We start from the raw sequence: 11,796 nt of genomic DNA on the forward strand, positions 1-11,796 counted from the left end.
CTAGCTCCCTCGGTAGACGGAGTAGCCGAACGGGTTGAGCAGCAGCGGCACGTGGTAGTGCTCCCCCGGCATGACGGCGAACGTGACCGTCACCTCCGGGAAGAACGCTCCGGGGGTCCCGCTGTCCCGATGCGCGGGGGCGTCCTGCTGCGCCTCGGCCGGCTTCTTCACAGACCTTGCGAGATACGCCTCGACGGCGAAGTCGAGCCGTACGTGGGTGGTCCCCTCCGGTGGGTCCGGAAGGTCCTTGCACCGGCCGTCCGCGTCGGTCGCGGAGCCGCCGAGCGTCCGCCAGTCCGCGTCCCGGCCCACCCGGGCGGAGAGACGGACGGCGACGCCCGGTGCGGGGCGGCCGACGCTGGTGTCCAGGATGTGCGTGGAGACGGAAGCGGTGGTCTCGGTGCTCATGCGCTGTCCTCTTCAGGAGGTGTCGAGGAGTCCGGCGGTCCTGCCTCGGACGGAGTCGAGGAGTCCGGCGGTCGTGGGTCAGTCGGTGTCGAGCAGCCGGGCGAGCCGGATACGGTTGATCTTCCCCAGCTCGGTTCGGACGATCTCCCACTCCTCCTCCGGCGCGTTGCCGATCCGCTTCCTGACCGCGTCACGCATCTGCTCCCCCGTCTTGCCGGTCGCGCAGATCAGGAAGATGTGCCCGAACTTCTCCTGGTACGCGAGGTTGAGTTCGAGCATCTCCGCCCTCAGCTCCGCCGAGGCGCCCGCCATGCCGCGCTGCTCCTGGGCGGAGGTGGGGTCGCCCGGCCTGGGGCGGCCGATCGGCGGGTGCCCGGCCATCGCCTCCTGGAGGTCCGCCGTGGTCAGCTCGGCCATGGCCGCGTCGCCGGCGGCGTAGAGGTCGTCGGCGGTGCGGTAGGGGCGAGCGGCGAGCAGCCGGGCGGCCCATGCCGTGGAGGCGCACGCCTCATGGAGGACGGCCGAGGCCGCGTGCTCCTCAAGGGTGTTGAACCGGGCGAGACCCGGCGGCATGGCAGTCGACGTCACGGGGTGCCTCCGTGGCCTGGGGGCTGATCGGACTGCGAACAGCTAACGCCCTCCACCGGATGGCGTCAACACTTTGTTGAATACTCGGAGGGGCACCGACCGCCGCCCGAGTGCCGGGCGCCGCCCCGCCGACGGGGTCCGCACGAAGTGCATCGGGCCTGGTCAGGCCCCCTTGTCGCGGTTGAGGTAGTTGTACACGGTGAAGCGGCTCACGCCGAGAGCGCTCGCGACGGTCTCCACGCCATGGCGCACGGAGAAGGCGCCGCGCGCCTCCAGGGCCCGTACGATCTCCTGCTTGCCCTTGCGGTCCAGTTCGGCCAGCGACCTGCCGTGCTTGCGCTCCATCGCGGCGAGGATGTGATCGAGGGAGTCGGCGAGCTGCGGCAGCCGTACGGCGACGACGCCGGCGCCCTCCCAGACGAGCACGACATCATCCGGCCCCGCCTGGTCGGGGGGCAGCATCTCGCCGCCCATGGCGTCGACCAGTGGCTTCACAGCCATGATGAAGGGCTCGTCCCCGGACCCACTCATCTGCCGGCCTCCGTGACCACGTTGACCTGCAGCGAGATCCGGGTGGCACCGGCCTCCAGACTCCTGCGCAGCAGCCCGTCCACGGCGGTGAGCACCGCGTCGGCGCGGCCTTCGACGGTGTTGCCGAACGGGCCGACGTCCACGGCGTCCAGGTCGGCCGCCTCCACGACCTCCCGGGCGGCCAGCGCATGCCCCGGCACCTCGTCGAGGTCGAAGGGCTCGGTCGTGAACTCCACTCTCAGTCGCACGGTGCCCCCAAAGCACGGTCGTGACCTGTAGTGCCATCCGGATCGCCCGGGACGAGGGCACGTCGGGGGCCTCCACCGGGACGGAGCCGCCCCCGTCCAGCACGAGGCGACCCTAACCGACGCCAGGTCGCGACCGCTTCCCCTTCCCTCCCCTTGACAAGGGACATCGGGCACGACAGTCTTCCATTAAGCAGAAAATAAATTCCACAATACGGAAGCACATCGGAAAGGGCGCCGCGGATGGGATTCGCCGACCAGCGCTTCACCGTCAATCTGTCGATCCTCTTCACGGATCTCCCGCTCCTGGAGCGTCCCGCGGCGGCCGCCGCGGCGGGGTTCACCGCGGTCGAACTGTGGTGGCCCTGGACCGACTCGCCCACCCCGAAGCCGTCCCGGCTGGACGCCCTCGGGAAGGCGATCGAGGCCGCGGGGGTGCGCCTGACGGGACTGAACTTCTACGCGGGACAGCTGCCGGGACCGGACCGCGGCGCCCTCTCCGTCCCCGGCGAGGAGTCGGCGAGGTTCCGCGCCAACGTGGAGGTGGCGACGGACTTCGCCGGGGCGCTGGGCTGTACGGCCCTCAACGCCCTGTACGGCAACCGCGTCGACGGCGTGGACCCGGCCGAGCAGGACGCGCTGGCCCTGGAGAACCTGGTGCTGGCGGCCCGCGCCGCCGAGCGCATCGGTGCGGTCGTCCTCGTCGAGGCGCTGAACAGGCCGGAGTCCCCGCGGTATCCACTGGTGTCGGCCCCGGCCGCCGTGGCGATCGTCGACAGGGTGAACGAGGCGACCGGCCTGGGCAACGCGCGATTCCTGATGGACCTGTACCACCTGTCCAGGAACGGCGAGGACCTGCCGGAGGTGATCGACCGGTACACACCGAGGACCGGCCACGTCCAGATCGCCGACAACCCGGGCCGCGGAGCGCCGGGGACGGGTTCGCTCCCCCTGTCGGACCTCCTCGACCGGCTCGCGAAGGCGGGCTACGACGGCTGGATCGGCCTGGAGTACAAGCCGGGGGACGCCCCGAGCGCCGGGGCCTTCGACTGGCTGCCGGCCCAGGCACGCGCCGCCCGCTGAGCTTCGCCCCACACGCAGCAGAGCAGTCAGAGAGGCACCCCATGACCACCACGCTTCCCAAGATCGCCTGGATCGGCCTCGGCATCATGGGCTCCCCCATGTCCGAGAACCTGATCAAGGCGGGGTACGACGTCACCGGGTACACCCTGGAGCAGGAGAAGCTTGACCGCCTGACCGCCGCCGGGGGCACGGCGGCCGCCTCGGTCGCCGAGGCCGTGCGCGACGCCGACGTGATCGTCACCATGGTGCCGGCGTCCCCCCAGGTCGAGGCGGTCGCCTACGGTCCCGGCGGCATCCTGGAGAACGCCCGGCCCGGCGCCCTGCTGATCGACATGTCGTCGATCACTCCGGGAACCTCGATCGCCCTGGCCGAGCACGCCGGGACAAGGGGCATCCGCGTCCTCGACGCACCGGTGTCCGGCGGTGAGGCCGGCGCGGTCGAGGCGGTGCTGTCCGTCATGGTCGGCGGCGAACCGGCCGACTTCGAGGCGGCGAGGCCGCTCTTCGAGGCGCTGGGCAGGACCGTCGTGCTGTGCGGCCCGCACGGTTCGGGGCAGACCGTGAAGGCCGCGAACCAGCTCATGGTCGCCGTGAACATCCAGGCGTGCGCCGAGGCCGTGGTCTTCCTGGAGAGGTCCGGGGTGGATCTGGGGGCCGCCCTGGAGGTGCTGGGCGGAGGGCTGGCGGGCTCGACCGTGCTGGCCCGTAAGAAGGACAACTTCCTGAACCGCGACTTCACGCCCGGCTTCCGCATCGATCTGCACCACAAGGACATGGGCATCGTCACGGACGCCGCCCGCGCCGTGGGGGCCGCCCTGCCCGTCGGTGCCGTGGTCGCCCAACTGGTCGCGTCCCTGCGCGCGCAGGGCGACGGCGGCCTGGACCACTCGGCTCTGCTGCGGGGCGTGGAACGCCTCTCGGGCGCCGGGATCTGAGCCCTCGAACCCCAGACTCCGGGTGGTGCCGTCGCCGACACCTGTCCTGTCGCGCCCAGGCGCCGGCACCACCCGGAACCCTCCGCCGGACACGGACCGTTCCGCGTCCGGCGCTTCCTTGTGTCCGCGACACGGATCGCGTCCGGGCTGCGGCTGATGCCCGGAGCGCGGACGGCGTCCGGGGTGCGGATCGGTCCGGGCGGCAGGAGGCTGAAGACATGGAACAGTCATCGCAGCATCCGCACATCGTGGTGCACGCCCCGGCCCTGGACGGATCCCGCCGGGTCACCGAGGGCGATGTCACCCTCGGACTCGCCAGCCACCTGGACGACGTCGTCGAGATCCTGCGCCTGGCCGACCTGGACCGGATCGAGGTCGAGGAGAGCGACCTCATCGAGTGGCAGGGCGGCGGGCCGGAGGACTGGCCGGGGCTGTCGGAGCACTACATCGAAGAGACCGAAGACCCCGCCTACATAGAGTGGCGTAGGCCGTCTACGTAACCCTCAAGTCATCCTCTGAACACCGGCCGGAAGGCTTCAAATGCCCGGCCACTTGGGCAGATTATCGGCACACAGGGCCTGTCGGCACGGGGGCGGCAGGCCCTGCCGGAGGGGTCCGGGCCGCCCGTCGGGCGGTGTCCCGGGCGCGTCGCGAACTACGGGGGTACCGCGGCGCGCCGGACCTCTCCGGGTGCGACAACGCGAGGGGCGACCCGCATCACGGGCCGCCCCTCACCGTCGTCTCGCCGCGGTGTGCGTCAGATCTTCAGGGTTCTGATCGAGGTCGGCGCGTGCCCCGGCTCGGTCGCGGTCTCCTCGAACTCGACCACGGCGCCGATGTCGTTGGTGGTGGACATGGAGATGTCGGTGACGCGCTCCAGGATCACCTCGACGACGACCGGCACCCGGTGCTCGGCGGCCAGTTTCCCGGCCTGCTCGAAGGCGGCGCCCAGACCGGCCGGGTCGGTCACCCGGATCGCCTTGCAGCCGAGGCCCTCGGCGACCTTGACATGGTCGACGCCGTAGACGCCCAGCTCGGGCGAGTTGATGTTCTCAAACTCCAGATTGACCTGGAAGTCGATGTCGAACGCCCGCTGCGCCTGGCGGATCAGGCCCAGATAGGCGTTGTTCACCAGGACGTGGATGTACGGGATCCGGTGCTGGGCGCCGACGGCCAGTTCCTCGATCATGAACTGGAAGTCGTAGTCCCCGGAGAGAGCGACGACGGACGCCTCCGGGTCGGCCGTGGCGACGCCGAGGGCGGCCGGGACGGTCCAGCCGAGGGGGCCGGCCTGACCGGCGTTGATCCAGTGGCGGGGCCGGAAGACATGCAGCATCTGGGCGCCGGCGATCTGGGAGAGGCCGATGGTGGAGACATACCGGGTCTCGGGCCCGAAGGCCTTGTTCATCTCCTCGTAGACCCGCTGCGGCTTGATCGGGATGTCGTCGAAGTGCGTACGGCGCAGCAGGCGCGCCCTCCTCTCCTGGACGGCGGCGGCCCAGTCGCCCCGGTCGGGCAGCCGACCGGCCGCCTTCAACTCCCGGGCCACCGCCACGAACAGTTCGAGGGCCGCCTTGGCGTCGGAGGTGATGCCGTAGTCGGGGGCGAAGATCCTGCCGATCTGGGTGGGCTCGATGTCGACGTGGACGAAGGTCCGGCCGGCCGTGTAGACGTCGAGCCTGCCGGTGTGGCGGTTGGCCCAGCGGTTGCCGATGCCGAGGACGAAGTCGGACTCCAGGAAGGTCGCGTTGCCGTAGCGGTGCGAGGTCTGCAGGCCGACCATCCCGGCGTTCAGCTCGTGGTCGTCCGGGATGGCACCCCAGCCCATCAGGGTCGGCACGACCGGAGTGCCGGTCAGTTCGGCGAACTCCACGAGGAGTTCGGCCGCGTCCGCGGTGATGACACCGCCGCCCGCGACGATCAGCGGGCGCTGCGCGGCATTGAGGAGCGCCGTCGCCTTCTCGATCTGGGCTCGGGTGGCGGCGGGCCGGTGGACCGGGAGCGGTGCGTAGGTCTCCGGGTCGAACTCGATCTCGGTGAGCTGGACGTCGACGGGCAGATCGATGAGGACCGGTCCGGGCCGGCCCGAGCGCATGAGATGGAAGGCCTGCTGGAAGACGCCCGGCACCTGGGCGGCCTCCAGCACGGTGACGGCCATCTTCGTGACCGGCCTGGCGACGGAGGCGATGTCGACGGCCTGGAAGTCCTCCTTGTGGATCACCGCAGTCGGGGCCTGCCCGGTGATGCAGAGGATCGGGATCGAGTCACCGGTCGCCGAGTAGAGCCCGGTGATCATGTCGGTGCCGGCCGGACCGGAGGTGCCGATACACACACCGATGGCCCCGGGACGGGTGCGGGTATAGCCCTCCGCCATATGGGAGGCGCCCTCGACATGGCGGGCGAGGGTGTGCCGGATCCCGCCGCAGGCCTTCAGGGCCGCGTAGAAGGGGTTGATCGCCGCACCCGGGACCCCGAACGCGTGGCTGATGCCCTCGCGCTTGAGGATCTCGACTGCCGCGCGGGCAGCGGTCATTCGAGCCATGGACTACTCCTGCCTCGGCTGTCGGACTCGCGCTCCCGTCGCGCCCCGCGGTGAGCACTTCTCTTTATTTTCCGTATGACGGAAAATTTCTTCTGCTATTTGGAAGTAATGTAGGTGGGGTGGTGGCAGCCGTCAAGAGCGGGCGGCGCCGGGGCGCGCGGTGCACGAAGCCGAGGACAAGCGGGGGCACTTGGGAGCAGGATGGGACCGGTGTCCGATGCGAGGGGTGGAGAGGGCCATGTCCGAGAGCGTCCTCGTGCGGTGCCCGATCTGCCGCCGTGAACATCTCTACGCGGCACCGCGCTACCCCTGTGTGTGCGGCGCCCCGGTCGCCCCGCCGCTGGACCGTCTCGGTGAGCCCTCCGTCGTCACCCACCGCACCTGGGCCGACGACTGGGTCACGGTCCGCTGCGGTACCTGCGAACGTGAGGACGAGTGGCCGCACCCGGAACTGGGCTGTGCGTGCGGGACGGTGCTCCGTGTCCCGGTCGCCGGACTGCCGGGTCGGCCCGACCCCGCGTCACCGCAGGAGCCGGGCCGGCCCTCGGCGGGCACAGGGCCACGGCGAAAGCCAGCGGGCGCGGTGACGCCGGACCCGGCGGGCGACGACAGCCTCGAATCCGGCCCGGTCGGCGGACGGAAGCGGTCCCCCACCGCCTTCCAGCCCGTCGCCATACGCTCCGCACGCGACGCCGTCACCGTGGCCGCGCTCTATCTGCGCTGGCTCGGCTACCGCGACATACGGCGCGCCGACCAGCGGCAGCCGAACGGGATCGGGCTCGCCGCACGCGGGATCCTGGCGCAGGTGGACCCGACGCTGCAGCCGGCCTCGCTGCGGGACGTGGAGTGCCTGTGGCTCACCGCGCTGTCCGAGTCCGCCCGCTGTGTCTACTTCTCCCTCGCGGGCTACGCCGACGACGCCCGGGCCGTCGCCGACCGCCTCGGCGTCCCGCTGTTCGTCCTCGACCTCACCGGTGCGCCCCAGCCGGTGAACAGCCTCGCCGACGAACTGGCCGCCGGCCCGGCCTGACGCCCTGCCGCCTCGGCCGACCGGCCGCCCCCCACAACCGGCCCGCCCCTCCCCCTACGGCCGTTCCGCGTAGGCCTCCCGCAGCTCCACCTTGCGCACCTTCCCCGACACCGTCATCGGGAAGGAGTCGAGGATCCGCAGGCTGCTCGGGATCTTGTAGTGCGCGAGTTGCTCCTCGCAGAAGGCCCGCAGTTCCTCCAGCGTCGGCGGATCGGCCGGGTCCCGCGGGATCACACAGGCAAGCACCTCCTCGCCGTAGCGCTCATGAGGGATCCCGACCACCTGGACGTCGGCGACCTTCGGGTGCGCGTAGAGGAACTCCTCGATCTCACGCGGGTAGACGTTCTCGCCGCCGCGGATGATCACATCCTTGATACGGCCGACGATCTCGACATAGCCGTCCTCGCGCATCATCGCCAGGTCGCCGGTGTGCATCCAGCGCCCCGGGTCGACGGCCTCGGCGGTCTTGTCGGGCTCGTTCCAGTAGCCGAGCATCACGCTGTAGCCGCGGGTGCACAGCTCACCGGCCGAACCGCGCGGCAGGGTCACGCCGGTCGCCGGGTCGATGATCTTCACCTCGATGTGCGGCAGCGCCCGGCCGACGGTCGCGGTGCGGTGCTCCAGATCGTCGTCCCTGCGAGTCTGCAACGACACCGGAGAGGTCTCGGTCATGCCGTAGCAGATGGACACCTCCACCATGTGCATCTCGGCGACCACCCGCTTCATCACCTCGACGGGGCACGGGGAGCCCGCCATGATGCCGGTCCGCAGGGAGGAGAGGTCGAACTCGGCGAAGTCGGGGAGGTCCAGCTCGGCGATGAACATCGTCGGGACGCCGTAGAGGGAGGTGCAGCGCTCCCGCTGCACCGCCTCCAGTGTCGCCCGGGGGTCGAAGGAGGGCGCCGGGATCACGATGCAGGCGCCGTGCGCGGTGGCTCCCAGGTTTCCCATGACCATGCCGAAACAGTGATAGAAGGGCACGGGCAGACACACCCGGTCCTGCTCGGTGTAGCCGACCGTACGACCCACCCAGTAGCCGTTGTTGAGGATGTTGTGGTGGGAGAGCGTGGCCCCCTTGGGAAAGCCGGTGGTGCCCGAGGTGTACTGGATGTTGACCGGGTCGTCGCAGCTCAACTCGGTCGCCACGGCGGCCAGTCGGGCGTGCGGCACCATGGTCCCGCCCTCGATGAGCTCCTCCCAGCTGGGGTCTCCGATGTAGACGGTCTCGCGCAGTTCCGGGCAGTTGCCGCGGACCTGGTCGACGAGGGCGCGGTAGTCGCTCGTCCGGTGCGAGAGGGAGGCGACCAGGAGCGAGGCCCCGGACCGTTCGAGCACGTACTCCAGCTCATGGGCGCGGTAGGCCGGGTTGATGTTCACCATGATCGCGCCGATGCGGGCGGTGGCGTACTGGATCAGCACCCACTCCGGACAGTTGATCGCCCAGATGCCGACCCGGTCGCCCTTGCGCACGCCCTTGGCGAGCAGTCCGAGCGCCACCTCGTCGACGGCGGCGCCGAACTGCGCGTACGTCCAGCGGCGTCCGGAGGCCACGTCGACCAGCGCGTCGCGTCCGGGGTGGGCGGCGACCGCCCGGTCGAGGTCGGCGCCGATGGTGTCGCCGAGCAGCGGGGTGGTGCTGGTCCCGTGGGCGTACGACAGTGCGGTCACCGGAAGTCCTCCTCGCGGTACTCGCTGACGGACCCGGCCGCCGTGGCCGCGCGCAGCTCGATACGGCGGATCTTGCCGGAGACGGTCTTGGGCAGATCGGCGAACTCCAGTCGGCGGATGCGCTTGTAGGGCGCGAGGACGTCCCGGGAGTGCTCGAAGAGGACCTTGGCGGTGTCCGGACCGGGCTCCCAGCCCGCGGCGAGCACGATGTACGCCTTGGGGACGGCCAGGCGCAGTTCGTCCGGCGCGGGCACCACGGCCGCCTCGGCCACCGCCTCGTGTTCGAGCAGCGCGCTCTCCAGCTCGAAGGGGGAGATCTTGTAGTCGGAGGCCTTGAAGACGTCGTCGGACCGCCCGACGTAGGTGATGTAACCGTCCTCGTCCCGTGCGCCGATGTCCCCCGTGCGGTAGTAGCCGCCCGCCATGGCCTCCGCGGTGCGGTCGGCGTCGCCGTGGTAACCCGTCATCAGGCCGACGGGCCGCTCCGACAGGTCCAGGGCGATCTCGCCCTCGGTCACCCCCGGCGCCCCGCTCACCGGATCGAGCAGTTCGATGCGGAAGCCCGGGCTCGGACGACCCATCGAGCCCGTCTTCATGGGCTGGCCGGGGCTGTTGGAGACCTGCACGGCCGTCTCGGTCTGGCCGAAGCCGTCCCGGACGGTGACGCCCCAGGCGCGCCGCACCTGCTCGATGACCTCGGGGTTGAGCGGCTCACCGGCGGCGACCGCCTCGCGCGGCGGGGTGCGCAACTGGGTGAGGTCGGCCTGGATGAGCATGCGCCACACGGTCGGCGGGGCGCAGAAGGTGGTCACGCCGGCCCGGTCCATCTCGGCCATCAGCCGGGTCGCGTCGAAGCGCGTGTAGTTGTGGAGGAACACGGTCGCCTCCGCGTTCCACGGCGCGAACAGGCTCGACCAGGCGTGCTTGGCCCAGCCCGGCGAGGAGATGTTGAGGTGGACGTCCCCGGGCCGGAGCCCGATCCAGTACATGGTCGCCAGATGGCCGACGGGGTAAGAGACATGGCTGTGCTCCACCAGCTTGGGGTGTGCCGTGGTGCCCGAGGTGAAGTACAGCATCAGCGGGTCGTCCGCCTGCGTGGGCCCGTCGGGGGCGAAGAGCGTGGAGGCGGCGTACAGGTCCTCGAACGGCTGCCAGCGCGGGCCCGCGCCGCCGACCGCGACACGGGTGTAGTCGCCGGGCACCTCGTCGAACTTGCCGGTGTCCTCGGCACGCGCGATCACATGCCGCACCCGGCCGCGGTCGACCCGGTCGCGCAGGTCGGCGGGGCCGAGCAGCGGGGTGGCCGGGATGACCACGGCGCGCAGCTTCATCGCGGCCAGCGCCGTGATCCACAGCTCGGCCTGATTGCCGAGCATGACGAGGATGCGGTCCTCGGCGCGGACACCCCGCCCGCGCAGCCAGTTGGCGGCCTGGTCGGAGCGTTCGGACAGCTCGCGGAAGGACAGCCGGGTCTCGCGGTCGTCCTCCTCGACGATGTGCAGCGCGGTGCGGTCGTTGCCCTCCGCGACGGCGTCGAACCAGTCGAGCGCCCAGTTGAAGTGTGTGGGACGCGGCCAGCGGAAGCCCGCGTAGGCCGTGGCATAGTCCTCCCGGTGCGCGAGCAGGAAGTCCCGCGCGGCCCGGAACGCATCCGTCGGGTCGGTGTTCACCGTCACGTGTCCTCCTCATTGCCGGACAGCCGGCTCACATCGTGTAATCCGTGATACAGGTCTCACCACCCCCGAACGGGGGTGCGCCGCGCGACGAGGGGGGCGGACAGGTGGCTGACACGGCCGAGGCGGTGGAGGTGCGCGGCGCACTGGTGCGCCTGCGGCGCGCGACGGGGCTGCCGGTCGCCTTCGGCGGCCTCGTGGAGCCCGGGCGGCCGCAGATCCGCATCAGCGAACTCAGCGGGACCGCGACGACGGCGCTCCGCTCGCTCGCCGTCGTCTCCGGCAACGGCCTGGGCGGCAAGGTGGCCGCGCTGGCCCGGCCGTGCGCGGTGACCGACTACTCGGCCTCACGGACGATCAGCCACGAGTACGACGGGGCGGTGGCGACGGAGGGCCTCAGATCCGTGCTCGCGGTGCCGCTGGTCGTACGACGCAAGGTGCGCGGTGTCCTCTACGGCGCCCTGCGCACGGCCCAGCCGCTGGGCGACCGCACGCTGAGCGCGGCCGTGGCCGCGGCGCGGGACGTGGAGCAGGCACTGGTCGCGCGGGACGAGGCGCGGGCGGTGCTGACGGCCGTACGGGAAACCGCGGGGCCGTCCGGGGCGGCCTGGGAGCGGGTCCGCGAGGCGCACAGCACGCTCAGGTCGCTGGCTCAGCGGATGGAGGACCCGGCGCTGCGCGAGGAGTTGCTGGCCGTGTGCGGGACTCTGGCGGGCGCGGCGTCCGCCGTTCCCCCGAAGGCCCCGGGGCGGGCCGCGGAACTGTCGCCGCGGGAGGTGGACGTGTTGTCGTGCGTGGCGGTCGGCTCCACCAACGCGGCGGCCGCGGAGCGACTGGGGCTGCGTCCGGAGACCGTGAAGGCGTATCTGCGGTCGGCCATGCGGAAGCTGGGCGCGCGCACGCGCTGGGAGGCGGTGGTCGCCGCCCGGCGTGCCGGGGTGCTGCCGTAGACGCCATGACGACCATCTGTCAGCCTCTGCACGGGTTCCCGGCGATTTGCCACCGACCCGCAGGTTTTGCGCGCTCCCGGATTGTCGGTTCTCATTCATTCGGCACTCCAGAGAATTCGGCTGTGCCGACGTCTTGTTATTTG

General features: G+C 71.1%; 12 protein-coding genes. 5 read left to right on the forward strand and 7 right to left on the reverse strand.

Going from position 1 to position 11,796, the window contains the following annotated elements; all coding sequences use genetic code 11:
- From uraH to ACFY2Z_RS03360, 4 genes are all read right to left on the reverse strand, one after another.
- Positions 1–408, reverse strand: coding sequence for a hydroxyisourate hydrolase (gene uraH, locus ACFY2Z_RS03345; protein ID WP_390742478.1), 408 nt, complete (start codon positions 406–408; stop codon positions 1–3).
- Between the two features lie 78 nt (positions 409–486).
- A complete protein-coding gene (gene uraD / locus ACFY2Z_RS03350; RefSeq protein WP_390742479.1) occupies positions 487–996 on the reverse strand; it encodes a 2-oxo-4-hydroxy-4-carboxy-5-ureidoimidazoline decarboxylase in 510 nt (169 codons plus the stop codon).
- A gap of 162 nt (positions 997–1,158) precedes the next feature.
- Positions 1,159–1,527: a helix-turn-helix domain-containing protein gene (locus ACFY2Z_RS03355; protein WP_390742480.1), complete on the reverse strand. Its 369-nt coding sequence runs from the start codon at positions 1,525–1,527 to the stop codon at positions 1,159–1,161.
- On the reverse strand, positions 1,524–1,775 hold the full coding sequence (locus ACFY2Z_RS03360) for a hypothetical protein (protein ID WP_390742481.1): 252 nt from the start codon (positions 1,773–1,775) through the stop codon (positions 1,524–1,526). Before ACFY2Z_RS03360 ends, ACFY2Z_RS03355 begins: the two co-directional genes overlap by 4 nt.
- Before the next feature lie 240 nt (positions 1,776–2,015).
- Here ACFY2Z_RS03360 and ACFY2Z_RS03365 point away from each other — a divergent pair, with 240 nt between their 5' ends.
- The 3 genes from ACFY2Z_RS03365 (at position 2,016) to ACFY2Z_RS03375 (ending at position 4,290) form a co-directional block, all read left to right on the forward strand.
- Entirely contained in the window at positions 2,016–2,855 is an 840-nt protein-coding gene (locus ACFY2Z_RS03365; protein WP_390742482.1) for a TIM barrel protein, read from the forward strand.
- A gap of 41 nt (positions 2,856–2,896) precedes the next feature.
- Positions 2,897–3,790, forward strand: a complete 894-nt coding sequence (locus tag ACFY2Z_RS03370; RefSeq protein WP_390742483.1) for a 2-hydroxy-3-oxopropionate reductase — start codon at positions 2,897–2,899, stop codon at positions 3,788–3,790.
- 218 nt (positions 3,791–4,008) lie between these two features.
- Entirely contained in the window at positions 4,009–4,290 is a 282-nt protein-coding gene (locus tag ACFY2Z_RS03375) for a hypothetical protein (RefSeq protein WP_390742484.1), read from the forward strand.
- A gap of 257 nt (positions 4,291–4,547) precedes the next feature.
- Here the strand turns inward: ACFY2Z_RS03375 and gcl are convergent, their stop codons facing one another.
- Positions 4,548–6,332, reverse strand: a complete 1,785-nt coding sequence (gene gcl / locus ACFY2Z_RS03380) for a glyoxylate carboligase (protein WP_390742485.1) — start codon at positions 6,330–6,332, stop codon at positions 4,548–4,550.
- 238 nt (positions 6,333–6,570) lie between these two features.
- Between gcl and ACFY2Z_RS03385 the strand changes: the two genes are divergently transcribed.
- Positions 6,571–7,362, forward strand: a complete 792-nt coding sequence (locus tag ACFY2Z_RS03385) for a hypothetical protein (RefSeq protein WP_390742486.1) — start codon at positions 6,571–6,573, stop codon at positions 7,360–7,362.
- 54 nt (positions 7,363–7,416) lie between these two features.
- On the opposite strand, the gene ACFY2Z_RS03390 is transcribed toward ACFY2Z_RS03385, so the two are convergent.
- Positions 7,417–9,030, reverse strand: coding sequence for an AMP-binding protein (locus ACFY2Z_RS03390; protein ID WP_390742487.1), 1,614 nt, complete (start codon positions 9,028–9,030; stop codon positions 7,417–7,419).
- On the reverse strand, positions 9,027–10,706 hold the full coding sequence (locus ACFY2Z_RS03395) for an AMP-binding protein (RefSeq protein WP_390742488.1): 1,680 nt from the start codon (positions 10,704–10,706) through the stop codon (positions 9,027–9,029). Before ACFY2Z_RS03395 ends, ACFY2Z_RS03390 begins: the two co-directional genes overlap by 4 nt.
- Positions 10,707–10,810: 104 nt before the next feature.
- On the opposite strand from ACFY2Z_RS03395, the gene ACFY2Z_RS03400 reads away from it, so the two are divergent.
- Positions 10,811–11,653: a LuxR C-terminal-related transcriptional regulator gene (locus tag ACFY2Z_RS03400; protein ID WP_390742489.1), complete on the forward strand. Its 843-nt coding sequence runs from the start codon at positions 10,811–10,813 to the stop codon at positions 11,651–11,653.
- Positions 11,654–11,796 lie beyond the last annotated feature (143 nt).

It is taken from the genome of Streptomyces sp. NPDC001222 (assembly GCF_042896945.1).
GTDB lineage: Bacteria > Actinomycetota > Actinomycetes > Streptomycetales > Streptomycetaceae > Streptomyces > Streptomyces gibsoniae.